Origin of the sequence: Enterobacter cloacae complex sp. P24RS (genome assembly GCF_014982165.1) — a bacterium.
Lineage (GTDB): Bacteria > Pseudomonadota > Gammaproteobacteria > Enterobacterales > Enterobacteriaceae > Enterobacter > Enterobacter quasihormaechei.
Map to the genome: position 1 here is coordinate 53,810 of NZ_JADCKU010000007.1, position 25,047 is coordinate 78,856.

The 25,047-nt window shown below is 54.2% G+C and carries 27 protein-coding genes; 9 read left to right on the plus strand and 18 right to left on the minus strand.

Annotated features, from left to right (window positions below; translation table 11 throughout):
* Positions 1–28: 28 nt before the first annotated feature.
* Genes INF58_RS09360 through INF58_RS09370 form a run of 3 tightly spaced genes read right to left on the minus strand, consistent with a single transcriptional unit; the run spans position 29 to position 1,868 of the window.
* Positions 29–571: an acireductone dioxygenase gene (locus tag INF58_RS09360; protein ID WP_193036200.1), complete on the minus strand. Its 543-nt coding sequence runs from the start codon at positions 569–571 to the stop codon at positions 29–31.
* A complete protein-coding gene (gene mtnC, locus INF58_RS09365; RefSeq protein WP_112792627.1) occupies positions 568–1,257 on the minus strand; it encodes an acireductone synthase in 690 nt (229 codons plus the stop codon). Before mtnC ends, INF58_RS09360 begins: the two co-directional genes overlap by 4 nt.
* A complete protein-coding gene (locus INF58_RS09370) occupies positions 1,254–1,868 on the minus strand; it encodes a methylthioribulose 1-phosphate dehydratase (RefSeq protein ID WP_193033275.1) in 615 nt (204 codons plus the stop codon). The genes mtnC and INF58_RS09370 overlap by 4 nt, the downstream gene beginning before the upstream one ends.
* 121 nt (positions 1,869–1,989) lie before the next feature.
* Here INF58_RS09370 and INF58_RS09375 point away from each other — a divergent pair, with 121 nt between their 5' ends.
* A complete protein-coding gene (locus INF58_RS09375; protein ID WP_193527570.1) occupies positions 1,990–3,150 on the plus strand; it encodes a pyridoxal phosphate-dependent aminotransferase in 1,161 nt (386 codons plus the stop codon).
* Here the strand turns inward: INF58_RS09375 and INF58_RS09380 are convergent, their stop codons facing one another.
* The 3 genes from INF58_RS09380 to INF58_RS09390 form a co-directional block, all read right to left on the minus strand.
* Positions 3,151–3,777 (minus strand): ParB/RepB/Spo0J family partition protein, encoded by a 627-nt coding sequence (locus INF58_RS09380; protein WP_063866066.1) that lies wholly within the window; start codon positions 3,775–3,777, stop codon positions 3,151–3,153.
* Complete coding sequence (locus tag INF58_RS09385) at positions 3,762–4,985, minus strand: phosphoadenosine phosphosulfate reductase (protein WP_193527571.1); 1,224 nt, start codon at positions 4,983–4,985, stop codon at positions 3,762–3,764. Before INF58_RS09385 ends, INF58_RS09380 begins: the two co-directional genes overlap by 16 nt.
* A gap of 139 nt (positions 4,986–5,124) precedes the next feature.
* Positions 5,125–6,030 carry a LysR substrate-binding domain-containing protein gene (locus INF58_RS09390; RefSeq protein ID WP_193527572.1) on the minus strand — a complete coding sequence of 302 codons (906 nt, stop codon included), beginning with the start codon at positions 6,028–6,030 and terminating at the stop codon, positions 5,125–5,127.
* A 620-nt stretch (positions 6,031–6,650) separates the two neighbouring features.
* Here INF58_RS09390 and ahpC point away from each other — a divergent pair.
* Positions 6,651–7,214, plus strand: a complete 564-nt coding sequence (ahpC, locus tag INF58_RS09395) for an alkyl hydroperoxide reductase subunit C (RefSeq protein ID WP_008501015.1) — start codon at positions 6,651–6,653, stop codon at positions 7,212–7,214.
* 185 nt (positions 7,215–7,399) lie between these two features.
* Positions 7,400–8,965, plus strand: coding sequence for an alkyl hydroperoxide reductase subunit F (gene ahpF / locus INF58_RS09400; RefSeq protein ID WP_063866069.1), 1,566 nt, complete (start codon positions 7,400–7,402; stop codon positions 8,963–8,965).
* A 59-nt stretch (positions 8,966–9,024) separates the two neighbouring features.
* Here the strand turns inward: ahpF and uspG are convergent, their stop codons facing one another.
* Complete coding sequence (uspG, locus tag INF58_RS09405) at positions 9,025–9,453, minus strand: universal stress protein UspG (protein ID WP_063449390.1); 429 nt, start codon at positions 9,451–9,453, stop codon at positions 9,025–9,027.
* Between the two features lie 181 nt (positions 9,454–9,634).
* Here uspG and INF58_RS09410 point away from each other — a divergent pair, with 181 nt between their 5' ends.
* On the plus strand, positions 9,635–10,873 hold the full coding sequence (locus tag INF58_RS09410) for a zinc-dependent alcohol dehydrogenase (protein WP_015571156.1): 1,239 nt from the start codon (positions 9,635–9,637) through the stop codon (positions 10,871–10,873).
* 89 nt (positions 10,874–10,962) lie between these two features.
* Here INF58_RS09410 and rnk read toward each other — a convergent pair whose 3' ends face one another.
* Complete coding sequence (gene rnk / locus INF58_RS09415) at positions 10,963–11,373, minus strand: nucleoside diphosphate kinase regulator (protein ID WP_006809650.1); 411 nt, start codon at positions 11,371–11,373, stop codon at positions 10,963–10,965.
* Between the two features lie 260 nt (positions 11,374–11,633).
* Here rnk and INF58_RS09420 point away from each other — a divergent pair, with 260 nt between their 5' ends.
* The gene (locus INF58_RS09420) at positions 11,634–12,260 is read left to right on the plus strand and encodes a flavin reductase family protein (RefSeq protein WP_107534915.1); all 627 of its coding nucleotides are present in this window, start codon (positions 11,634–11,636) and stop codon (positions 12,258–12,260) included.
* Here the strand turns inward: INF58_RS09420 and rna are convergent.
* Positions 12,254–13,063: a ribonuclease I gene (gene rna / locus INF58_RS09425; protein ID WP_193527573.1), complete on the minus strand. Its 810-nt coding sequence runs from the start codon at positions 13,061–13,063 to the stop codon at positions 12,254–12,256. The genes INF58_RS09420 and rna overlap by 7 nt on opposite strands.
* Positions 13,064–13,157: 94 nt before the next feature.
* Positions 13,158–14,525, minus strand: a complete 1,368-nt coding sequence (gene dcuC / locus INF58_RS09430; RefSeq protein WP_064910849.1) for an anaerobic C4-dicarboxylate transporter DcuC — start codon at positions 14,523–14,525, stop codon at positions 13,158–13,160.
* Between the two features lie 600 nt (positions 14,526–15,125).
* Here dcuC and pagP point away from each other — a divergent pair.
* Positions 15,126–15,668 carry a lipid IV(A) palmitoyltransferase PagP gene (pagP, locus tag INF58_RS09435; RefSeq protein WP_226848011.1) on the plus strand — a complete coding sequence of 181 codons (543 nt, stop codon included), beginning with the start codon at positions 15,126–15,128 and terminating at the stop codon, positions 15,666–15,668.
* Between the two features lie 190 nt (positions 15,669–15,858).
* Positions 15,859–16,068 (plus strand): transcription antiterminator/RNA stability regulator CspE, encoded by a 210-nt coding sequence (gene cspE / locus INF58_RS09440; RefSeq protein ID WP_002439184.1) that lies wholly within the window; start codon positions 15,859–15,861, stop codon positions 16,066–16,068.
* A gap of 219 nt (positions 16,069–16,287) precedes the next feature.
* Here the strand turns inward: cspE and crcB are convergent, their stop codons facing one another.
* Positions 16,288–16,671, minus strand: a complete 384-nt coding sequence (crcB, locus tag INF58_RS09445; RefSeq protein WP_112792622.1) for a fluoride efflux transporter CrcB — start codon at positions 16,669–16,671, stop codon at positions 16,288–16,290.
* Between the two features lie 67 nt (positions 16,672–16,738).
* Here crcB and INF58_RS09450 point away from each other — a divergent pair, with 67 nt between their 5' ends.
* Both INF58_RS09450 and tatE read left to right on the plus strand, forming a co-directional pair.
* On the plus strand, positions 16,739–17,527 hold the full coding sequence (locus INF58_RS09450) for a deaminated glutathione amidase (RefSeq protein ID WP_193527574.1): 789 nt from the start codon (positions 16,739–16,741) through the stop codon (positions 17,525–17,527).
* Positions 17,528–17,655: 128 nt separating this feature from the next.
* Entirely contained in the window at positions 17,656–17,859 is a 204-nt protein-coding gene (gene tatE / locus INF58_RS09455) for a twin-arginine translocase subunit TatE (protein WP_003858723.1), read from the plus strand.
* Between the two features lie 80 nt (positions 17,860–17,939).
* Here the strand turns inward: tatE and lipA are convergent, their stop codons facing one another.
* From lipA to mrdB, 7 genes are all read right to left on the minus strand, one after another.
* A complete protein-coding gene (gene lipA / locus INF58_RS09460; RefSeq protein WP_006809637.1) occupies positions 17,940–18,905 on the minus strand; it encodes a lipoyl synthase in 966 nt (321 codons plus the stop codon).
* 207 nt (positions 18,906–19,112) lie between these two features.
* Positions 19,113–20,066: a YbeF family transcriptional regulator gene (locus tag INF58_RS09465; protein WP_063866076.1), complete on the minus strand. Its 954-nt coding sequence runs from the start codon at positions 20,064–20,066 to the stop codon at positions 19,113–19,115.
* Between the two features lie 291 nt (positions 20,067–20,357).
* The gene (gene lipB, locus INF58_RS09470) at positions 20,358–20,999 is read right to left on the minus strand and encodes a lipoyl(octanoyl) transferase LipB (RefSeq protein ID WP_063866077.1); all 642 of its coding nucleotides are present in this window, start codon (positions 20,997–20,999) and stop codon (positions 20,358–20,360) included.
* Between the two features lie 94 nt (positions 21,000–21,093).
* Positions 21,094–21,357 (minus strand): DUF493 family protein YbeD, encoded by a 264-nt coding sequence (gene ybeD, locus INF58_RS09475; protein ID WP_003858718.1) that lies wholly within the window; start codon positions 21,355–21,357, stop codon positions 21,094–21,096.
* Positions 21,358–21,464: 107 nt separating this feature from the next.
* Positions 21,465–22,676 (minus strand): D-alanyl-D-alanine carboxypeptidase DacA, encoded by a 1,212-nt coding sequence (dacA, locus tag INF58_RS09480; protein WP_063866078.1) that lies wholly within the window; start codon positions 22,674–22,676, stop codon positions 21,465–21,467.
* A 139-nt stretch (positions 22,677–22,815) separates the two neighbouring features.
* Positions 22,816–23,916, minus strand: a complete 1,101-nt coding sequence (gene rlpA / locus INF58_RS09485; protein ID WP_193527575.1) for an endolytic peptidoglycan transglycosylase RlpA — start codon at positions 23,914–23,916, stop codon at positions 22,816–22,818.
* A gap of 16 nt (positions 23,917–23,932) precedes the next feature.
* Positions 23,933–25,045 carry a peptidoglycan glycosyltransferase MrdB gene (gene mrdB, locus INF58_RS09490; RefSeq protein ID WP_048966702.1) on the minus strand — a complete coding sequence of 371 codons (1,113 nt, stop codon included), beginning with the start codon at positions 25,043–25,045 and terminating at the stop codon, positions 23,933–23,935.
* Between the last annotated feature and the right edge of the window lie 2 nt (positions 25,046–25,047).

The window sequence follows — 25,047 nt, forward strand, 5'->3', positions numbered from 1 at the left end:
CCACGGGGAGAGGGAGCAAGGCGAATACCTATGCCAGGCGTGGATACGCATCCGCAATCGTATCCCCGGTAAACTGCGCCACCCATCCCTCCGGATTGTCGAAAATACGGATTGCCGTAAAGTTCGGCTCTGAGCCCATATCAAACCAGTGCGGCGTGCCCGCGGGCACGGAAATCAGGTCGTTTTTCTCGCACAGTACCTGGTACACCTCATCGCCAATGTGCAGGCAAAACAGCCCCGCACCTTCCACGAAGAAGCGCACTTCGTCTTCGCCGTGGGTGTGCTCGTTGAGAAACTTCGCACGCAGCGCCTCTTTCTGCGGATTGTCGGCGCGCAGGCTGATGACATCCCAGCTCTGGTAGCCTTTCTCCGCCACCAGCTTGTCGATCGCATGTTGATACGCTTCGATCACGGCTTCGGGCGCAGGATCCTGCCCTAAATCACGATCTGCCGCCCAGCGCTCAAAGCGCACGCCCTTAGCGTTCAGCTGTTGAGCGATCTCGGCGGCGTCGGTGCTGTGCCACAGGTGTTGACTTGCGTCTTTATCGGAATAAATGGTCAATGCGCTCATGAAGGGATCTGCTCCGGATTAATCTCGTCAAACTGGTGGATCTGATGGTGATGGCTCGCGCCGTCATCTTCACCGCGAATCAGTTGCAGGGTGCGAAAACCCGCCTGTTCAGCCGCGTCCAGCTCCTGATGAACATCCGACAGGAACAGGATCTGCGACGGGGCGATGCCCGTTTGCGCCGCTATGTTCTGGTAAGACTGCACTTCGCGCTTGGCGCCGATGTGCGTATCAAAATAGCCGCTGAACAGATGAGTAATATCACCTTCGTCGCTGTAGCCAAATAACAGTTTCTGCGCAGCAACGGAGCCTGAGGAATAAACATAGAGATCAATTCCTTGCGCCTTCCATTTTTCCAGCGCCGGCAGAACGTCAGGGTAGAGATGGCCGGTAAAGTCACCATTGATGTAGCCCTCCTGCCAGATGATCCCTTGCAGGGCTTTAAGCGCCGTTGATTTGCGGTCTTCATCCATAAAGCTAAACAGCACGTTGATAAGCTCGCTGACGCCGGCATGCGGATCGCTGATTTCATCGCGCAGGTTGTCCAGAATCGATTTGACCGGCTCGGCGTACTGCTGTGCGGTCACGAAGGCCGCCAGCCGCTCACGCGCATAGGGGAACAAAACATCATGGACAAAACGGATATCGCTGGTGGTCCCTTCAATATCCGTCACAATTGCGCGAATCATATTCTCTCCAGTTGTCGTAAACGCATTTCGCATTCAAATAGAAATTCTAATCCTTCCAGATGACGGCGGGCTTCGGCCACGTCACGTCCCCAGCAGGTTAAGCCATGACCGCGCAGAAGAAAACCATAATTAAGCGGACGCTCCTGGGCGTAATGGGCGATGCGCGAGGCGAGGGCGTCGATGTCCTGGTCGTTATCAAACACCGGGATGGCGACGGTATCCAGATGCGTGGTCTGTCCGGCGAGGGATTTCTGCATCTCGAAACCGCTGATATTCAGCTCCGCTTCTTTGACCAGACGCGACAGCACCGTGGCATTAACGGTGTGAACGTGCAGGACGGCGTTGGCTTCCGGGAACAGGCGATAGATGAGGGTGTGCAAACCGGTCTCTGCCGAGGGTTTTCGGCCAGACGGCGCGCGGTTGGTGGCGATCTCAACCTGTAGAAAATCGTCGGTGGTCAGGCTGCCTTTGTCCTTGCCGGACTCGCTGAGCCAGCAGAGGTGCTCGTCCTGACGCACCGACATATTGCCGCCGGTGGCAGGTGCCCAGCCTTTGGCGCCTATCCAGCGGCAGGCGTCGACCAGGTGTGTGAGCAGCAGGTTGTCTGTCATTTCCTTTTACCCCTCGACCAGGAATATTGATATGGTTTAGACGTCTAAGCGTCTTGATTGCCAAAGATTAACATCGTGTTATAGTGGCAGCAACATAAGTATTACAAGCAGGCACGACAACATGAGCAATAACGCATTGATCCCGCAGAGTAAACTTCCTAACCTCGGTACCACCATCTTTACGCAGATGAGCGCCCTGGCGCAGCAGCACAACGCCATTAACCTCTCGCAGGGGTTCCCCGATTTTGACGGTCCGAAATATTTGCAGGAACGTCTGGCGCACCACGTGGCGCAGGGGGCGAATCAGTATGCGCCGATGACCGGCGTGCAGGCGCTGCGGGAAGCCATTGCCGACAAAACGGTGGCGCTGTATGGCTATCAGCCCGATGCGAACAGCGATATCACGGTGACCGCAGGGGCGACCGAAGCGCTCTATGCGGCCATCACCGCGCTGGTGCGCGCGGGGGATGAAGTGATTTGCTTTGACCCGAGCTACGACAGCTATGCACCTGCGGTTGAACTCTCTGGTGGCGTGGTGAAGCGCGTGGCGCTCCAGCCGCCGCACTTTCGTCCTGACTGGCAGGCATTCGCCGCGCTGCTGAGTGATAAAACCCGTCTGGTGATCCTGAATACTCCGCACAATCCGTCGGCGACGGTCTGGCAACAGGCCGATTTTGCCGCGCTGTGGCAGGCCATCGCTGAGCGGGAAATTTACGTCCTGAGCGATGAAGTCTACGAACACATCTGCTTTGCGGCGGAAGGGCATGCCAGCGTGCTGGCCCATCCGCAGCTGCGCGAGCGCGCGGTTGCGGTGTCGTCATTCGGGAAGACCTACCATATGACCGGCTGGAAAGTGGGGTACTGCGTGGCCCCGGCGGCCATCAGCGCGGAGCTGCGCAAGGTACACCAGTACCTGACCTTTGCGGTCAACACGCCCGCCCAGCTGGCGCTGGCGGACATGCTGCGCAGCGAACCGCAGCACTATCGCGAGCTGCCGGATTTTTACCGCGCGCGTCGGGATCTGTTCGTGGCCGCGCTCAGCAAAAGCCGCCTGGAAATCCTGCCCTGCGAAGGGACCTACTTCCTGCTGGCGGACTACAGCGCGATATCCGATCTGGACGACGTCAGCTTTTGCCGGTGGCTGACGAAAGAGGTGGGCGTGGCGGCCATTCCGCTGTCGGTGTTCTGCGCCGATCCCTTCCCGCACAAGCTGATTCGCCTGTGCTTTGCGAAGCAGGAATCGACGCTGCTGGCGGCGGCGGAGCGTCTGGCGACGCTCTGACTATTTCACCGTCCAGGCTTCGGAATAGCGACGGTCTGCAAACAGCTCCAGCAGGCCGTTGATCTGCTTCAGGCGCAGCACCTCGTCGCCGTCCATCCCCAGCTCCTTACCGATTTTTTCGTCGTTCCAGCCTAGCTGGGCCAGTTCCCGCACAATGTCGGACATGGCGTTAATCTGGTGACGGCCGCGGGCCCGGTTATGGCGAATGGTGGCCGCCATCCGGTCAAGCTTTTGCTGGCGATCTTTGCGCAGGCAGGTGACGGGCAGATAGCCCCTGAGCTGGCGCTTCAGCGCGGCTCTGCTTTTGCCGATTTCGTGGCGATGGAATCCGTCGACAATTTCATAGTGCGCCGGCTCGCTTTCGGTCACCACGATGGGCTGGGTAAAGCCGTCCAGTTCCAGCGATTTGCTGAGCAGCCGTTTTTCCGGTGGCGCCACGTTATTGGGGTTGTAATCGTTGGCGCTGATGTCGTCCTGCCTGATCCACAGCACGCAGTCGACGGGCTGATCGCGAAACGGGCTGAGCTGATGCATGGCCTGGCGAAACGCATTGATAGCGTCAATTCTTTTCTCATCGCTTAACGTCTGAAGGTACGCTTCCATCTCGCTGATTATTCGTTGTTGCATAAAATTCCCCACTCCTTGCGTTTTGATTTCATTCGTTCGCTGTAGCGCTGATAGTGCCTGGGTTTGTTTGGGCTAAACGAGAGCGCCCGACACCAGTAATCGTTATTCAGCAGAACCTTGCATATCCGCCGCCATGAGGGGATATCCTTCGCGCCAATATCGCCCTCCTGCGTTTCGGGGATATCCGCCATCCCGCGCTTCTGATACCAGTGCAGGTACACCGCGACCTTATTGCGGTAATGTTCAGCGGTCGATTGCGGCATGCTGTCGAGCAACAGCATGGCGTATTGGCGCCAGCTCAGGTGGTCGGGCTTGAGGATCTTCCTGTGGCCGTAAAAGTGGTTATCGTGCCCGGCGTAAATTCCGCCGCTGCGCACGCCGCTCACGCGTTCGCACATGGCGGCCCAGCGATCGGGCTCCACAACGTGATAGAGCCATAACCCCTGGCGCTGCTCGGGGCCAAAGGGCTCACAGATGCGCATATAGCGCGGCGGCACGCCAGCCTGGTACATCAGGTCGTAGAGGGGGTTATAGGGACAGCCGGATTTGGCAAACCAGGTCCAGATGTCGGCGGTTTTCCAGTCGTAGAGAGGGTAGATATACCAGGCATGCCCGCCCGGCGCGACGGTTGTCCAGGGTTTGTCATCGGAAAAGCGCTGCTTGCGGGCGGAGGCGATAGCCAGGAAGCGGTTGTAGGATTCATCGGCGCGGATGCCCACCATCACTGCGGCGGGGCGCCTTCGCGCATACCATTCGGCAAAGTCCCGGACGAAGGCTTCGAAGGTCATCCCCTGCTGATAAAAAGCGAAGTATTGTGGGTCGGTAATGGCATCTTCAGGCGGCAGGCGAACCCAGCGGGTGCCCGGCTCCCAGCACTGCCATTCGGGCTGAAACTGGGACAGCGCATTTTGCGTGGTGATTGGCAGAGCCACCCACCAGAAGTGATGGATAACGTCCTGATACAGCACACGCATGTTTTCGATGTGCTCGATAGTGCTTGAAAACTGTGCTTCCCAGTCCAGAAAAAGCACGTCGATTTTTCGCTTTAAGCGCCGCGCCTGCTGCGCGACAAGGTGGAGCATAACCGTTGAATCTTTTCCGCCAGAAAAAGAGACGCAGACCCGCGTCAGGTTCTGAAGCGTCCAGTTTATGCGTTCGGTAGACGCCTCCAGAACATTTTCCTGAAGCGGTAATTTATAGAGAGACATGATGAATCGCGTCCTGCGTATTGAAGACTTTTTACATTATTGAACGCCAATAATGGTATTATCTGTCTGTATTCACAAGTCATCATTGCTATATCGTGCGCCTGCTCACGGGCGGCGGTGGTTCATTATATTGATACGGTTAATGCGCCAGCTTATGCATTTTTTCAATGAATGTTGCAAAAACGGTACTGTTTAGCGATGAGCGGTTGTACAGCATATAAATAGGTACTTCCGGTAATTCAAACGGCGGTAAAAGCCGTTTTAACCCGAGCGATGATTTATACGTTTCAAAAATAGAAAGCGGGATATACCCTAACAGGTCCGACATGCTGACCATAGACACAAACGAGCTCATGGAATCCGTGCGAAAGGCGATATTTCTGTCAGGATAAATGTCTGCTGCACGGCCCTGAAGCTCCTTAATACCCGGATTAGTGCTCTGGTAGAAGGTAAATTTCTCCTGCTTTAGCTGGTCCAGCGTGACCTCGCCGTCAAGGCGCGAATGATCCTGGCGACAAAACAGCACAGACGGAATCGTCACGAAGTGAGAGCACACTACGGCGCGGCTGTTGACCGGCGAAACGGTAAAGATCAGGTCGGCTTTGCGGTAGGCCAGTAAATCCTCCGCAGACTCTGCCGAAACGAGCATATCGCGTTGTTCTACCTCGTAATTTTCCTGAGACATCAGCAGCCGGATGGGTTCATAAAGGTAGCCCGGAGAGACCATCTGTGAGCAATAAATCACAAACTTCTTTTTGATGTCGGCATCGTGCATCAGGTTGATGGTTTGCTCTATCTGGTTGAGGTTTTTCTCAAGATGCTGGTGCAGATTGATGCCAACGGTCGTCGGGGTGATGCCTTTACCGGAACGAATAAACAGCGGATCGTTCAGTTGTCCACGCAGGCGCTGAAGCGACTGGCTTACCGCGGAAGGGGTGATATAAAGCATTTCCGCTGCTTTACTGATGCTAAGATGTTGATAAATGCATTCAAAAATAACTAACAGGTTAAGATCGAACTTTTTAAGATCGTAAAGGTTTGCCATGTTTCATCCTGACTGTGCCGTGTGTGCGAGTATGACATATTGTTGATAACTATAGATTAAAGCTAACCATTTACAATCCTTTTGGTTAACGACTTAAAAAGATATTTAAGTCATCTTAATATATCACGCTGTCGCATTAATGAAATAGAACTTCAGATGTGATTAAGATAATTTTATCTTTGAACAGAGCGATAATAAATTAAAGGGTAATTGACATTTATATATTGCCTCTTATTCATCACCCGTTTTGATTTAGTCAGGCGGTTATGACTGTTCGGTTAAACCTATCAGAGCCATAGACAGGAACGCCCCTGTTAAGGATTGCTCAATGCCTGTACGGATGGTGTAATCAGGGTGCTGTTACCGCCTTGATACAAGGTAAGTAGAGCGCAACGCAACGCCAGCTTCGGCTGGCACTGAATGTACCTGCGGGGAATTCAGGTATCAGGGCCGCCCGTTGAGGCGGCCTTTTTACTTTCAGGCTTTCCTGTAAAGAGTTCACCTTGCTGTCTTGTTGCCGTTGTAAGGTTTGGCTGATTGATTTGATAAAGCATACGCATTAGCCCCGATGAGCAAAGTTGGTTACCTTACATCTCAACGAAAACACGGAGGAAGTACAGATGTCCTTGATTAACACCAAAATTAAACCATTCAAAAACCAGGCGTTCAAAAACGGTGAGTTCATTGAAGTTACCGAGAAAGATACTGAAGGTCGCTGGAGCGTCTTCTTCTTCTATCCGGCTGACTTCACCTTCGTTTGCCCGACTGAACTGGGCGACGTTGCTGACCATTACGACGAACTGCAAAAGCTGGGCGTAGACGTTTACTCAGTGTCTACCGATACCCACTTCACCCACAAAGCGTGGCACAGCAGCTCTGAAACCATCGCGAAAATCAAATACGCGATGATCGGCGACCCGACTGGCGCCCTGACCCGTAACTTCGACAACATGCGTGAAGATGAAGGCCTGGCAGACCGTGCAACCTTCGTTGTTGACCCGCAGGGTATTATCCAGGCTATCGAAGTTACCGCTGAAGGTATCGGCCGTGATGCATCTGACCTGCTGCGTAAAGTGAAAGCGGCTCAGTACGTAGCTTCTCACCCAGGTGAAGTGTGCCCGGCGAAATGGAAAGAAGGCGAAGCAACTCTGGCGCCATCTTTAGACCTGGTCGGCAAGATCTAAGTCTGTAAAGCCTGGCGGCGCTGCGCTTGCACAGGCCTACGGTATCGTAGGCCGGGTAAACGAAGTGCCTCCGGCAATCAATGGGCGCACCCGCGCCCATTTCATTCCAGCACCATGATGCAAGTTGCATTCAGGCCGCCCGCAAAGGCAGCTTGCATGATGACGTCTTAAGAGAGGGAAGAACCATGCTCGACACCAATATGAAAACCCAGCTCAAGGCCTACCTTGAGAAACTGACCAAACCCGTTGAGCTGATTGCCACGCTGGACGACAGCGCGAAATCGGCAGAAATCAAAGAGCTGCTGGCAGAGATCGCTGAACTGTCGCCGAAAGTGACCTTCAAAGAAGACAATTCGCTTGCGGTTCGTAAACCTTCTTTCCTGATTACTAACCCGGGCTCGGACAAGGGACCGCGTTTTGCCGGCTCTCCGCTGGGACATGAATTTACCTCACTGGTGCTGGCGCTGCTGTGGACCGGTGGTCACCCGTCGAAAGAAGCGCAGACCCTGCTGGAGCAGATCCGCGATATCGACGGTGATTTTGAATTTGAAACCTATTATTCGCTCTCCTGCCACAACTGCCCGGACGTGGTGCAGGCGCTCAACCTGATGTCGGTTCTGAACCCGCGCATCAAGCATACGGCGATTGACGGCGGCACGTTCCAGAATGAAATCACCGATCGCAACGTGATGGGCGTTCCGGCGGTGTATCTGAACGGTCAGGAGTTCGGTCAGGGCCGCATGACGCTGACGGAAATCGTCGCGAAAGTGGATACCGGCGCGGAAAAACGCGCGGCGGAAGAGCTGAACAAACGCGATGCGTACGATGTGCTGATTGTCGGTTCCGGCCCTGCGGGCGCGGCGGCAGCGGTTTACTCCGCACGTAAAGGGATCCGCACCGGCCTGATGGGCGAGCGTTTCGGTGGTCAGGTGCTCGATACGGTAGACATCGAAAACTACATTTCCGTGCCGAAAACCGAAGGTCAGAAGCTGGCCGGTGCGTTGAAGGCGCACGTCAGCGATTATGCTGTGGACGTCATCGACAGCCAGAGCGCCAGCAAACTGGTTCCGGCGGCGGTAGAAGGTGGCTTACACCAGATTGAAACCGCCTCTGGCGCGGTGCTGAAAGCGCGCAGCGTGATCATTGCCACCGGCGCGAAATGGCGCAACATGAACGTGCCGGGTGAAGATCAGTATCGCACCAAAGGCGTGACCTACTGCCCGCACTGCGACGGCCCGCTGTTCAAAGGCAAACGCGTAGCGGTGATCGGCGGCGGTAACTCCGGCGTGGAAGCGGCTATCGATCTGGCGGGGATTGTTGAACACGTTACCCTGTTGGAGTTCGCCCCAGAGATGAAAGCGGACCAGGTGTTGCAGGACAAAGTACGTAGCCTGAATAACGTCGACATTGTGCTGAATGCCCAGACGACGGAAGTGAAAGGCGACGGCAGCAAGGTGACTGGCCTGGAATACCGCGACCGCGTGAGCGGCGATACCCACAGCGTACCGCTGGCGGGGATCTTCGTTCAGATTGGTTTGCTGCCAAACACCACCTGGCTGGAAGGCGCGATTGAGCGCAACCGCATGGGCGAGATCATCATTGATGCGAAATGCGAAACCAGCGTGAAAGGGGTATTTGCGGCGGGCGACTGTACCACCGTGCCGTACAAGCAGATCATCATCGCCACCGGCGAAGGTGCGAAAGCGTCGCTGAGCTCGTTTGATTACCTGATCCGCACCAAAACCGCATAACAAAAGAAAGCAAGACTATACCTGCAATGCAAGAGGCCACCAGAAGGTGGCCTCTTTTTTTATCTGACGACCATCACCGGAATGTGGGTGTGGCGGATCACGCTGGACGCGTTCGATCCCAGCAGGTGCGTGGTAATGGAAGGATTACGCGAACCGATCACCACTACGTCCGCATTCAGCTCCGCGGCCAGCTCGTTAACGGCGTCGCGAACGCTGCCGAAGCGAACGTGAGTTTTAATGCGGGAAGGGTCGATGCTGAAATGCCCGACCATGGTTTGCAGGCGCGTTTCGGCTTCGTGCTGTAAATGCTCTTCAAAACGACGCACGTCGGCAGCAAAGCGGTGCAGGCTCAGGCTGGCAGAGCCCGGTAAGACATGCAGAAGATGAATAATTCCGTCCTGCTGCGCGAGAAATTCCGCGTGACGTACAGCTTTATCACTCAGTTCCATTTCGAAAACATCAACCGGCATAATGATTGTTTGATACATAACCGTTTCTCCTTGTTTATAAACGCTGAAATCATTCAACCACAAAATATAAATGGTTTCTGTAATCCCGACAGCACTTTTTCATTTCGCCAGGATAAATCTCAAAACAGCCGGATTCCGGGGCAGATCCCGTGGGGTAGCTACCCTTTTATAAGCTAACCCACACCCTTTCGGAGGTTGCATGAAAGCTCTCACCTATCACGGTCCACACCATGTTCGGGTTGATAACGTGCCTGACCCGGGCATTGAACAGCCAGACGATATCATCCTGCGCGTAACGGCCACGGCGATCTGTGGTTCCGATCTGCATCTTTATCGCGGAAAAATTCCCAAGGTCCAGCACGGCGATATCTTTGGTCATGAATTTATGGGCGAAGTGGTGGAGTGCGGCAGCGAGGTGAAAAACGTGCAGAAAGGCGACCGGGTGGTGATCCCGTTTGTGATCGCCTGCGGCGACTGCTTCTTTTGCCAGATGCAGCAGTACGCGGCCTGCGAAAACACGAACCGCGGGCAGGGCGCGGCGCTCAACAAAAAGCAAATTCCCGCTCCTGCGGCGCTGTTTGGCTACAGCCATCTCTACGGCGGCGTGCCGGGCGGACAGGCTGAGTACGTGCGCGTGCCGAAAGGTAACGTGGGGCCGTTTAAAGTGCCGCAGCTGTTGTCTGACGACAAAGCGCTTTTCCTGTCCGATATTCTGCCAACCGCCTGGCAGGCGGCGAAAAACGCCCAGATCCAGAAAGGCTCCAGCGTCGCCGTATTCGGGGCCGGACCGGTGGGGCTACTGACCATAGCCTGCGCGCGTCTGCTTGGCGCAGAGCAGATTTTCGTGGTTGACCATCACCCTTACCGGCTGCGGTTTGCTCAGGAGCGCTATGGCGCCATCCCTATTAACTTTGATGACGATAACGACGCGGCGGAGAAAATCATTGAGCAAACGGCCGGGCAGCGCGGGGTGGATGCGGTCATTGATGCCGTCGGGTTTGAGGCCAAAGGCAGCACGACGGAAACGATCCTCAGTAACCTGAAAATTGAAGGCAGCAGCGGCAAAGCCCTGCGCCAGTGCATTGCGGCGGTGCGACGCGGTGGTGTGGTCAGCGTGCCGGGCGTATATGCCGGGTTTATTCACGGCTTCCTGTTTGGCGATGCCTTCGATAAGGGGCTGAGCTTTAAGATGGGCCAGACGCACGTCCATGCCTGGCTGGGAGAGCTGCTGCCGCTCATCGAAAAGGGGCTGCTCACGCCGGAAGATATTGTGACCCATTACCTTCCGCTGGCCGACGCGGAGCGCGCCTATAAGATTTTCGAAAAACGCGAGGAGGAGTGCCGCAAGGTGATCCTGGTGCCTGGCGCAGATACCCCGGAGGCCGCACAGCAGAAGGTGAAAGGGCTGGTGAATGCTTTCCCCGGCGGCGTCGTGTGAGGCCTCTCACTGACACTCTCGGGTGATTTTGCGGAAAGAGGATGCAGACGCATCCTCTGTGCAAAGCGAGGTCGCTTGTTCAGAAGGGATTAACGCAGATAATCGCCTGCGGCTTCAGGCTGGTAGAGCAGCTCAAGCACTTCCAGGTGGGCCGAGGCGCCGCCCGGGAGTTCCCAGTGGATGGTATCGCCCGTGCGCAACCCAAGCAGCGCCGCGCCCACGGGGGCCAGCACCGAAAGCTGCGTGCTGCTGTCGGTCATCTGCGCCGGGTAGACCAGCGTGCGGGTCAGTTCTTCCCCGGTCGTCAGGTTGCGGAACTTCACCTGGCTGTTCATGGTGACCACATCATGCGGCATGGTTTCAGGCGTACACATCTGCGCCCGGTCTAGCTCCTCGTTCAGCGCATCCGCTACCGGCAGCGAGGCAAATTCTGGTTTTTCCAACAGGCGGTCAATACGTTCTGCGTCGAGTTCATTGATGATAATCGTAGGTCTGGACATTTTTACTCCATGTCGTTAATGCTGCGTGTAACGCAGAAACCAATCCAAAAGAAAACCCTCGCCGTCTGGCAGCGAGGGTTTAACTTATCTGATGATACTGTCTGAACCCGTAAGTTTGAAGTGATGAACGTCACAATCATGCGCCATATGAATTTTTAGCAATAAACCCGGCCCCCGATTCACGCTGAACGGAAATTTCGTTAGTCTGGGAAGACCGAACCCGGGCAATGCGCGTTGCAGCCCACCGTAGAGGTAGCGATATGTACTTTTACCAACCTTCTCAGGGGCACGGCCTGCCGCACGACCCGCTGAATGCTATTATCGGCCCGCGTCCGATTGGCTGGATCTCATCCAGTGATAAGGCCGGACAGCTAAACCTGGCCCCGTACAGCTTCTTTAACTGCTTTAACTATCGCCCCCCAATCATTGGTTTTTCCAGCAACGGCTGGAAGGACAGCGTGCGGAATATTACCGAAACGGGTGAGTTTGTCTGGAACCTCGCGACGCGCGATCTGGCTGAGGCGATGAATGAAACCTCCGTCACGCTGCCTCATGGTGAGGATGAATTTACCTTTGCCGGCCTGACGCCCGTAGCCAGCCAGCTTGTGGGCGCGCCGCGCGTGGCGGAAAGCCCGGTTAATTTCGAGTGTCGATTATCGCAGTGCATTCAGCTTACCGGCGCGGACGGGACGCCGATTGATACCTGGCTGGTGCTCGGCGAAGTGGTGGGCGTCCACATCGCCGAAAGTCTGCTGGAAGAGGGGATTTACCAGACCGCAAAAGCGCAGCCCATTCTGCGTGCGGGTGGACCGACGGCCTACTACGCCATCAGCGACAGCCATCGGTTCGATCTGGTACGCCCGGATGCCCGCAGGAACAATCAGTAACCGGCTTTATCGATCACGAACTGTTTACCGCAGTTGCCCGGATGCGGCTGCGGAGCAAAGTAGCCGGCAGAGAGCGGCTGGTTTATGGTGCTGGATTTCAGCGAGATCTGCATTTCGGTCAAATAGGCCGGATTGCCATGGCAGGTAAGCTTGAAGGCTTTAACGTTCTGCTTCCCCCAGCTTTTGGCCACGGCGGCATCAAAGTCGCTGCGGCGTACGGTTTTGCCGTAGTTTTCCGCCAGAAATTCCCCTACCGCGCTACTCTTCACTTCCTGGTTCATGCGCACCATGGTGCCGAAGTAGGCGTCGGGATCAAAACCAAAGCAGACGCCGTGTTTCGCGTATTCATAACGTTCAAGGCAGGAGTTGCCGCCCGCGCCGGGCATCACGCTGTTCAGCTTTGCCGCGCCCGAGAGTGATAGCCCGGTTTCTGCGGCGGCACATTTGCGGCTGGCTTTTGCTTCCGGCATGTTCGGCACCGGACGCGTGGCGCAGCCGAAGCGCATCCAGCGGCGTTCATCCACGCCGCGAGCAGCGATCGATTTCGGCAGGCCGGGCCATAAGCCGTGGACGGTCAGAAAATCGGTTTTGTTGTTGCTCTCTTTTTGCAGACGGCACTCGTCCGGTTCGCCGCGGTTACGTTCGACCATGCTTTGGCAAAATCCGGTTTGCCAGGAAAGCGCCAGAACGTAGCGATCGAAATCGCCGTACTGCGTTGCCTTAAGAGGGTCCGCCTGGAGTGAGAAGACACAGAGTGCAAGCGCTACTGCGCCAGACGGGATAACGATATCCTTCCTGAACATTTGCTTTCCTGATTGGTTGGGCGCGATTAATTTCTGGGGGTTATTAAAGCACAAAAAGCGCCCGCAGGCGCTTTTTGGAAACCAGGAATTTCGCTTAGGCAGCGCCGGGAACCAGCACTTCGGTGGCGATGATGACGATAATCAGACCAACCAGCACCGGCACTGACGTGCGTTTTACCACTTCAAACGGAGAGATTTTTGCCATCCCCGCAACCGCAACCACCACGCCCGATACCGGAGAGATGGTACGACCCAGGTTAGAGGCCTGAAGCATTGGAATGGACAGGTAAGCCGGGTTGATGCCGGAAGTGTGTGCCAGCTTAGGGATCATCTCAACAAAGGCGTAGAAAGGCGCGTTACCGGAGCCGGTGGTCATCGCCGCCAGCATGGTCAGCACCACCAGTACCAGCATCAGGATAATGCTGGCCGAGCCGAACGAGGTGGCGATTGAGATCAGGCTCTGAATAAAGCCGATAGTGCTCAGCCCCTGGGCAAATACCCCTGCGGCAACCAGCAGCATTACCACGCCCGCGAAGGCGTCCGCCATACCGCGGAAGGCGACTTCAAGACCAGTGAACACTTTCTGGGTATTAAAGCCACGGACAAATTCGAGGATGGCCGCCAGCAGCATACAGATCACCAGGATAGTGATGATGTGCAGCTGCGGACCCCATTTGCCGTCAAAAATAAGCACGCCAATAATCGGGGTGAACGGCAGGATGGAATAAAACGCCGGGGCGGTAGTGGTGATTTCGCTGACGTCCATCATTTCATGGCTGACGTTCTCTTTCTTATCGAGATAGCGCTGCCAGAAGAAGTGCGCCACGCCCATACCGAGAATAGCGGTAATAGAGATCGGCAGCGTGGTTTTGAAGGCGAAGTCAATCAGCGACATTTCCGCTGCTTTTGCGGCCAGCACTACGTCACCGGAAGTAGGGGAGAGGATAATAGCCGCCGGAGAGGCGCAAATAGCCGCCGCTGCGCCACGGCTGATCCCGACGTTAACCATCACCGGGAATAACGTCGCCATCAACAGCACGCCGAGGCCTGTGGCTGAGGAAACGGCTAACGACATCAGGCAGGCCAGGAAATAGGCCGCGACCATCAGCAGGTAGGGGGAGTTAATATATTGCAGCGGTTTAGAGGCCAGCTTCACCACCATATCATTCGCGCCGATATGGGTCATGTAGGCGGCAAAACCGCAGAGCATCATGATCATCATGCCCAGATCGCCGCCGCGGCTCATCAGCAGAATTTTTATATATTCCACAATATCGGTGGCGGTATATCCCGTGCTGGCTTCACTGGCGGGTAATACCTGATGACCCATTAGCGCGCTAATAATGAGCAGCGCAAGGCCCCCGACAAATAACACGCCGGTGGCAGAGTATCCTTTAATGATGTAGCGTGCTACACCGACAATGACCACGACTCCAATGAGGAGTTCGAGAAAAGTAAGCATGATTTCCCCTGTATCCTTGCTGCCCGAGAGGACAAATAATCAATAAAAAAGCAGCCTGAAATGTGCCGAATAAATGGCCAGTCCTTGCTGATTAAAATCAAGTAAGCGACGACTAAAGGCAATGATGATGATATTTTTGCTCATCCTGCGTCATTTATCTTATGTCCTTATTGACCAGATGAATAGAGATTATATGTCATTAAATTGATATTTAAGTGTTAATTTTTTTTGGTGTGGCGTACTGTTGTCCCAGCATCTCGCTCCGAAAAGCGTTGAAGCACGCGAACGTGCCCTGGCCGCGGCCCGGCGCTGTACCGTCGCAGCGATGGCGGCAGGAAGATTACCGCACCACGGCTGAGAATGTCGGATATTCCTGCGCAGCATAAATTGTTACATCAGAGTTAAATATGCCATCTGCATGCGCTTATTCAGTCAGGCAGATTTCCGGTACGCAGACTATTCTCAGTACCGGATTGTTAATTAAGAATATCCCCCCATGCCGTTAAGCGTTCATTCAAGTATCCTGTGTTAAGGTTTGCACTGAATACGAAATAGGGTAATGGCACTGTGATTGTACGATTTAAATTCCCCCTTCTTTTATTGTTTATTATTGGGCAGTTATCGTTCGCGTCCGTTGTAAATGCAGAGGGTAATACAGCGGATAAAGGCTGGTTTACGACCTTCACGGATAACGTCGCGCAAACATGGAAGGAACCCGAGCATTACGATCTCTATATTCCGGCCATTACGTGGCACGCCCGTTTTGCCTACGATAAAGAAAAAACAGACCGTTATAACGAGCGTCCCTGGGGGGCTGGCTTCGGTCAGTCTCGCTGGGATGAAAAAGGGAACTGGCATGGCCTGTACCTGATGGCGTTTAAGGACTCCTACAACAAATGGGAGCCCATTGGTGGCTACGGCTGGGAAAAAACCTGGCGTCCGTTATCAGACGACAATTTCCATCTGGGTTTAGGCTATACGGCAGGGGTGACGGCGCGTGATAACTGGAAATACATTCCTGTCCCGGTGCTGTTGCCGCTTGCCTCTATCGGTTATGGTCCGGCGACGTTTCAGATGACCTACATACCGGGTACGTATAACAACGGTAACGTTTACTTTGCCTGGATGCGGTTCCAGTTTTAACTGATTTTGGGTGATGAATCGGCCAAAAAATGCACAGGCATTGAAATGTAAAGGATAAAAATCGGACAGCAAAAATTAACGCGACTTTTGTCACTTTTTATCAAAGATCCGCTGGACAAAACGCCTCACAATTGTTGTACTGATACCCGACACAGCATTTGTGTCGTTTTTTAATGTAAAGGTAATTTTGATGTCTAAGATTAAAGGTAACGTTAAGTGGTTTAATGAGTCCAAAGGATTCGGTTTCATTACTCCTGAAGATGGCAGCAAAGACGTGTTCGTACACTTCTCTGCAATCCAGTCTAATGGTTTCAAAACTCTGGCTGAAGGTCAGCGCGTAGAGTTCGAAATCACTAACGGTGCCAAAGGCCCTTCTGCTGCTAACGTAATCGCTCTGTAATTCAGACGCGTCAGCAAGAATTTCAAAACCCGCTCAATGAGCGGGTTTTTTTCGTTCTGAATCAACCCATAAGATAGATTTTCAGAAAGCTGGCGACGATCGCAACGCTTAGCAGTACCATGCCCGCGCTCAACAGATTCTCTTTCATGCTCTCACCCTCAGTCAGTAATGCGCCAAGAGTGACAGAGAAAAGTTAAGCCAACATTAAGGGTGCCGCGTTTACTGTCCGCTGGCGGGGGAAAATAACCAGAATGCGATCGCGGTCATAGCAAACGAGCCAAGCATGTTAACGGCGATATTCGTCAGCGCCCAGCCCATCCGTCCTTCCTGAAACAGAAATACTACTTCCGCAGAGAAGGTCGAAAACGTCGTTAAGCCGCCGCAGAAACCGGTCGTGATCAGCACCTTCCACATCGGGTCGATATGAGTCATGCGGTTGAACCACGCCAGCCCCATGCCAATAATAAACGCGCCAATCAGGTTTGCTGCCAGTGTCCCCATCGGAATGGCCTGATGCAGAGGGTTAAACCGCATGCTTAAGAGCCACCGCGCAACGCTACCCGTGCCCCCACCAATAAAAACGGCTATAAGTAGTTGTAACACTGTCATTACCTGCTGTTTGCTGTGTGAATGCGTCGAGTGTAACGCTGTTTTTAACCGGGAGACAATTATGTATGTAGCAGTAGGACAGTTCGCGGTGACGCCGGACTGGAATGAAAATGCGCGCAAATGCGTCTCCCTGATGGACCAGGCATCGCAAAAAGGGGCGGCGCTGTTGGTGCTTCCGGAAGCGTTACTGGCGCGCGATGATAGCGATCCGGACCTGTCGGTCAAATCTGCGCAAATGCTGGAAGGGGCGTTTTTGAAACGACTTCTGGCCGAGAGCGCTGGCAACGCGCTCACCACCATTTTGACTATTCATGTTCCCTCCACGCCGGGACGTGCGGTGAACACGCTGGTGGCGATTCGTGAAGGTGCGATTGTCGCGAGTTACGCCAAGCTACATCTGTATGATGCGTTCAGCATTCAGGAGTCGCGGCTGGTCGATCCGGGAAGTAGTATTCCGCCGCTGATTGAGGTGGACGGTTTTAAGGTTGGCCTGATGACCTGCTACGATATCCGTTTTCCCGAGCTGGCGCTGAACCTGGCATTGCAGGGGGCAGACGTGCTGGTGCTGCCTGCCGCGTGGGTCAGAGGCCCGCTTAAGGAGCATCACTGGGCCACGCTGCTGACCGCACGCGCGCTGGATACCACCTGTTATGTGGTTGCCGCAGGGGAATGTGGTAACAGGAATATCGGGCAGAGCAGGGTTGTTGATCCGCTGGGAGTGACCGTTGCGGCGGCGGCGGAGTCGCCTGCGCTACTGCTGACGGAGATAACATCAGACCGAATCGCGCTTGCGCGTGAGCAATTACCTGTTCTGCGTAACCGCAGATTTGCGCCACCGCAATTAATATGATGTTTTTTTCAACAATGCTTGATTCACCTTGTTACAGATTGCTATTGTGTGCGCGCGCCTGATGACCGTTAATACGTTCAGGTTTCTTTGGCGCTGAATGCAGCCTGTTTCATGTAAAGAAGGTATTTATGGGTGAGATTAGTATTACCAAACTGCTGGTGGTTGCCGCACTGGTCGTCCTGCTGTTCGGTACCAAGAAGTTACGCACGCTGGGTGGAGACCTGGGTGCTGCCATTAAGGGCTTTAAGAAAGCAATGAACGATGACGACGCGGCAGCAAAGAAAAGTGCCGAAGATGACATCACCGCACAGAAGCTTTCGCACAAAGAGTAATGGCAATGCTGCAAGGCTTGCATAAAAAAACCGGCTCACGAGGCCGGTTTTTTGTTTTACTGTAAGCAAATTTTACAGGTTTATTTAACTTCTTCGCCTTTCGCCTGCATATCGGCGTGATAAGAGGAGCGAACAAACGGGCCGCAGGCCGCGTGGGTAAAGCCCATCGCCATCGCTTCGGCTTTCATTTCATCGAACTCATCCGGGCTCACGTAACGCTGTACGGGCAGGTGGTGACGGCTCGGCTGTAGGTACTGGCCCAGCGTCAGCATCGTCACGCCATGGCGGCGCAGATCGCGCATCACTTCAATGATTTCAGCGTTGGTTTCACCCAGACCCACCATCAGGCCAGACTTGGTAGGAATATGCGGATGGGCTTCTTTAAAGCGCTCCAGCAGTTTCAGAGACCAGTTGTAATCTGCACCAGGACGCACCTGACGGTAGATACGTGGCACGTTCTCCAGGTTGTGGTTGAACACGTCTGGAGGCGTCGCGGTCAGAATATCGAGCGCGCGGTCCATTCGGCCACGGAAGTCCGGCACCAGCGTCTCAATCTTGATGTTCGGGCTTTTTTCGCGGATGGCGGTAATGCAGTCAGCAAAATGCTGAGCACCGCCATCGCGCAGATCGTCACGGTCAACGGAGGTGATAACAACATAACGCAGCGCCATATCGGCAATGGTCTGCGCCAGTTTTTGCGGTTCGTTTGCGTCAGGCGCAACAGGACGGCCATGGGCAACGTCACAGAACGGACAGCGGCGGGTGCAGATGGCACCCAGAATCATAAACGTCGCGGTACCGTGATTGAAACATTCAGCAAGGTTAGGGCAGGAGGCCTCTTCACAGACAGAGTGGAGGCCATTTTTGCGCATCGCCGCTTTGATCCCCTGGATACGCGAAGAGTCAGCCGGAAGTTTAATTTTCATCCATTCCGGTTTTCTTAACAGCGCCTCGCGCTCTGTAGCCACGTTTTTAACCGGGATAAGGGCCATTTTATCGGCATCGCGGTATTTAACACCGCGTTCCATCACAATGGGTTTACTCATAGCGTGCGTGTTCCAGTTGCGAATATCGAAGGAAAGCGTTTCAATTCAAGGGAATGTTGTAATTATCAACTATTTTTGAACGAACGACAGGCAGTATATCATTTATAGGGGCGTGAAAGCAGCCTGCCAGGTCGCCAATTTGTAAAATAGTTGTTGTTTTGTGCCTTTTGCCCCGCATGCGGCAGGGGCTTGTGCTGAAAGGCAGGATCAGAAAGCCTGACGGATCACGTTAATGACGTTTTCCAGGACCGGATCGCGCAGGCTTAGTTTGTTGTAATGCAGTGAGATTTCAACAGATTCCGTAGCGAGCTGGCTCAGCGGAATGCTCTCCAGCGGCCAGCACTTTTGCAGCAGAGTGAAGAGACGCACGGGCATGATACAGAGCAAATCGCTGCTGCCAAGCAGGGCCGCAAGGGTAAACATATTGTAACTGCTAAAGCTGATCAGACGGTCCGGGAACAGTTCGTTAATACGCTGTCGCAGCGGATCTTGTCCCTGTCCTTCGGCCATAAACGTGGCATGTTCGTATTGACGCAGATTTTCTGGCGTCAATGGTGCGCTTAACGCAGGGTGAGCCTGACGGCAAACGAGCGCCAGCGAGTCGGAATAAAGTACGTTATGCCCTAATGCTCTGGCCGCGAAGGTATTGCTGTCGATGATCAGATCCGTCTGGAATTGCCCCAGCTGTGTTTCCGGATCGTTTACGGGCACGTTGCGGATCAGCAGCTGCGGCGCATGCTGTTTCACAGCCTGATAAATAGCCGGCATGACCAGAACGCCCACCGAGGGCGAAGTGCCTATGGTAATGGTTCTTTGCTTATCGTAACTGCCGGTGAGATCCAGCGCGCCCAGAATCGACTCCAGGCCCTGACTGATGTACTCATGCAGATGGGTGGCGTATGCGGTTGGGGTTACGCCCTGGCCTTTACGAATAAATAACGGATCGGGAAATATCGCGCGCAATTTTTGAATGGACTGGCTAATAGCAGAGGGCGTGAGATTAAGAATTTTCGCAGCATTAACGATACCTTTGTGGACATATACCGCCTCAAAAATAGTCAGTAAATTGAGATCAATATTACGTAAAGTCCGAAAAATTTGCGGCTTATCTTCGCCGCCAGTTTCATTCAGGCGTTTGGCTGGTAAATTAGTAGGCTCCACGCTCTTACTCCGTATCCATTCACAATATGAATGATAGTTGAATTTATTTATTATGCTTGCAGAGATCAGTAAAGTCTTTCGTAAGTTTCCATTGTTTATCGAAAACAAGCAGTTGGGTGATTGTCACGCACGTTACACGCTACCCGGTAATGGTTCTATTAAGGTTCTAATTAATATGGGTCGCTAATATATGGGCGACTCGAAAATATAGAATATGCGGTTTATTGTAAAGCGTAAATGCGTTTATTAAGACGTGGCTCGTCAAATAATCGAGCCACTGACGGATAGATGTTAAGCAGTAATATATTCGTAAGCGGGATTGTTAAGCAGCGCTAAAAAGTTCTTCAGAAGCACGGGGCGGATATTGTCAGGCGTGGCGGTATCAACCCACTGGCGCATTTGCGTCATTTCCATACCGGCATACCCACACGGGTTGATGCGCTGGAAGGGGGTCAGATCCATATTGATATTCAACGCCAGCCCATGGAACGAGCAGCCTTTACGAATACGCAGCCCCAGCGAACAGATCTTCATCTCTCCTACATAGACGCCCGGCGCATCGGCGCGAGGATGAGCGTCAATATCATACTCAGCCAGCGTGTTCACCACGGTCTGTTCCAGTAGGGTAACCAACTCGCGCACGCCCAGCTTTCTGCGTTTCAGGTTAAGCAAAACATACATCACCTGCTGGCCAGGGCCGTGGTACGTCACCTGTCCACCGCGATCGCTCTGGATCACCGGGATATCGCCCGTCATTAATAAATGTTCGGCTTTTCCTGCCTGGCCTTGAGTGAACACCGGCAGGTGTTCAACCAGCCAGATTTCGTCAGGCGTGGTGTCATCGCGCGTATCGGTAAAGTCATGCATAGCCTGAGAAACTGGCTCGTAAGGCTGTAGCCCAAGATGGCGGACAAGAATTTTATCCTGGTACAAAAGGATGTCTCCGAAGACAGGGGAGAATAGGTAACGGGGAGTATATCACAGCGGGGAAAGGGGTTACCCGGCAAACCGGGCAACCGCAGAGGGACTACAGTACCATACGAACAATTTCGATATTGCCGAGCTCTTCGTACAGCGTCTCTACCTGCTCAATGTGTGTTGCAGTAATGGTGATTGAGACCGAGTGGTAGTTACCTTTGCTGCTCGGTTTGACTGATGGAGAGTAGTCGCCCGGCGCATGGCGCTGTACCACTTCAACCACCTGATCAACCAGCTCAGGTTTCGCCAGACCCATTACTTTGTAAGTAAAAGGGGTAGGGAATTCAAGCAGTTCGTTAAGTTTGGTTTTCATGTCAGCTCCGGCGTGTGTATAAAAAATAATAACTCCCGCCACGGGGCGGGAGTTTTACTGATACGTAGTATATGGGGATCAAAATCACACTTTCAAGTGTTCAATTTTTAACCAAACCAGTGATGGAACATCAGCTTAATGTAATCAATGATTTTGCCGAAGAAATTGCCTTCAGGAATTTCTTCCAGCACCACCAGTGGGCGCTGATCGATGGTTTTGCCATCCAGCTGGAAATTGATGGTACCCACAACCTGATTCTTTTGCAGCGGGGCGTGCAGTTCGGTGGTATTCAGCACGTAGCTGGCTTTTAGATCTTTCATACGCCCGCGTGGGATTGTCAGATAGAGATCTTTGTCCACGCCCAGGGAAGCACGGTCGTTATCGCCAAACCAGACGGGCTCAGAAGCAAATTCTTTACCGGCCTTCAGCGGGTTCACGGTTTCGAAGAAGCGGAAGCCCCAGGTCAGCAGTTTTTTACTTTCTGTTTCGCGTCCTTTAAACGTGCGGCCCCCCATCACGGCGGAGATCAGACGCATCTGGCCTTCAGTAGCGGAGGCCACCAGGTTATAGCCAGCTTTGTCGGTGTGACCGGTTTTAATGCCGTCGACGTTCAGGCTGTTATCCCACAGCAGGCCGTTACGGTTGGTCTGACGAATGCCGTTGAAGGTGAACTCTTTCTCTTTGTAGATAGAGTATTCGTTTGGCACATCGCGGATCAGCGCCTGACCAATCAGCGCCATGTCACGCGCGGAGCTGTACTGGCCTTCCGCATCCAGGCCGTGAACGGTCTGGAAGTGGGTGTTTTTCAGGCCCAGCGCGGAGACGTAGCTGTTCATCAGACCCACAAACGCGTCCTGGCTGCCTGCGGCAAAGTCGGCCATTGCCACACAGGCGTCGTTACCGGACTGCAAGTTAATGCCGCGAATCAGCTGAGAGACGGGAACCTGCATGCCTGGCTTCAGGAACATCAGCGATGAACCTTTGAACACCGGGTTACCGGTCGCCCACGCGTCGTTACCGATAGTTACCAGGTCGGTTTCTTTGAATTTTCCTGCCTTCATCGCCTGGCCGATAACGTAGCTGGTCATCATTTTAGTCAGGCTGGCCGGATCGCGGCGGACATCGGCGTTCTGTTCTGCCAGAACTTTGCCGGAGTTGTAATCAATCAGGATGTAGGATTCCGCGTCGATCTGCGGAACGCCAGGGATCATGGTCTTGATGTTCAGGTCATCAGCGTGAGCGGCGGAGAACGCAGCAGCGCAAAGGGCCGTGGTCAGCGCCATGCGCTGCACAAAACGAGCAGAAAAAGTGGTCTTCATGGTCAGAACTACGACATCCGTGATGGAATTAAAAAAAGTGCCTTACTATAGCAAATGCTATACGGGCAGGCATCCGACTTTCATCATGAGAGTGTTAACGTGGTTTACACAAACTGACATTTCGGATACCACCGATTAATTATTTCGTAACAGCGATAAACGACTGGAGTTGCGCCTCGCTCTGCAAACGCTGTTGCAGGGACGCGGCCTGTGCTTTGCTGGCAAACGGGCCCATCTGGATACGCCATACCGCACCGTTTTGCTCAACGCGGCCTGGCACGCCAAACTGCTGGCTTAAGCGCTGCTGATACTGCTCTGCACGCGTCCGATCGCTGACGGCGCCAACCTGAACCACGTAGCTGCCGCTCGCCGCCGCAGGCGCAGCAGTCTGCGTCGCAGCCGGCGCAGTTACCGGGGCGGGTTGTGCTGCGGGCGCAGTAACGACAGGCGCAGGCGCTGGTTCATTCGTTTCAATCACGCCCGACGCTAAGGTGGTGGGTGCGCCAAGGAAGCCGCTGCTTTTCACCGGGGCGCCTGTCGCATCTTCACTTTGCAGCGTATCGTTGCTGATGGCGCGCACTTCACCCTGCGGCTGTGCGGGCTCTGCCGGCGTTGACGCGCCCCCCATACCACCGCTCAGATCCGGGCGAGCGGGCAGGGCGTAGGTTTGCTTCGCCACCGTGGTACAGGCTGTGCCTGGTCCAGACAGCGAACCATCCTGCGCCACGATAATCGGGTCGATACGCACTTTCGTATTATTGGAGGTGTTCAGACGATCGGCCGCCGCGCGCGAAAGGGAAATCACGCGATCGTTGCCGTAAGGGCCACGATCGTTGATGCGCACCACGATCATTCGGCCGTTCGCCAGGTTAGTGATGCGCGCATAGCTCGGGATGGGCAGCGTCGGGTGTGCCGCCGTGATCTGCATCGGATCGAAGGTTTCACCTGACGCGGTCAGGTTGCTGCCTGGCTCAGCATCATAGATGGCAGCAAAGCCCGCCTGGCTGAAGCGGGAAGGATCCTGAACGATTTTATAGCTTTTACCGTCGCGCTGATAATCCTGATTCACGCTGGCGTTCAGCGGTTCATAAATGGGATCGGCACCGCTAATTTCAACAATCGGGCCATTACAGACCGCAGGCTGCGGCGGCGCGACGGTTGCCTGTTGCTGACCATCATCACTTGTACAGGCGGCAAGTAAACTTGCTGCGATACAGATACCCAGCCACTGCTTACGCATTGCGATCCCCTTATTTTTATACGCTTTTGGACAACATTTTCCTGTGGGTATGGATCGACATCACGATACCAAACCCGGCCATCAACACGATCAGTGCCGAGCCCCCGTAACTCACCAGCGGCAGCGGTACGCCAACAACCGGCAGAATACCACTCACCATACCAATATTTACGAAGACATAAACGAATAAAATTAACATTAACCCACCCGCCATCACCCGGCCAAAGGTGGTCTGCGCACGCGCGGCAATGTAGAGCCCACGCATGATCAGCAGCACGTAGAGTGCAAGCAGCACCAGGATGCCGACCAGCCCTAACTCCTCAGCCAGAACGGCAAAGATAAAGTCGGTGTGGCGTTCCGGTAAAAATTCGAGCTGCGACTGCGTACCGTGCAGCCAGCCTTTTCCGCGCAGGCCGCCGGAGCCAATCGCAATCTTCGACTGAATAATATGATAGCCTGCGCCCAGCGGATCGGTCTCGGGATCGAGCAGCATCATCACGCGCTGGCGCTGGTAATCATGCATCAGGAAGAACCAGAGAATAGGGATGAAGGCTGCCAGCAGGACTACCGCGATGCCGATCAGGCGCCAGCTCAGGCCGGACAGGAACAGAACGAACAGGCCGGAGAGGGCGATAAGAATCGAGGTACCGAGGTCAGGCTGTGCGGCCACGAGCAGCGTCGGCAGGAAAATCAGCACCAGCGCAATGGCGGTATTTTTCAACGACGGCGGACAGACGTCGCGGTTAATGAAGCGCGCCACCATCAGCGGAACGGCGATTTTGGCAATTTCCGACGGCTGGAAGCGGACAATCCCCAGATCCAGCCAGCGTTGCGCCCCCTTCGAGATGGCACCGAACGCGTCTACCGCCACCAGCAAAATGATACAGAAAATATAGAGATAGGGCGCCCAGCCCTCATACACGCGCGGTGGGATTTGCGCCATCACCACCATAATGACCAGGCCCATGGCGATCTGGCCGATTTTACGCTCCATCATGCCGATATCCTGGCCGCTGGCGCTCCAGATAACGAGGGCGCTGTACACCAGCAGAGCCAGCAGGATCAGCAGCATGGCTGGGTCGATGTGGATCTTATCCCACAGCGATTTTTTATTCGGATTATCCGTCATGA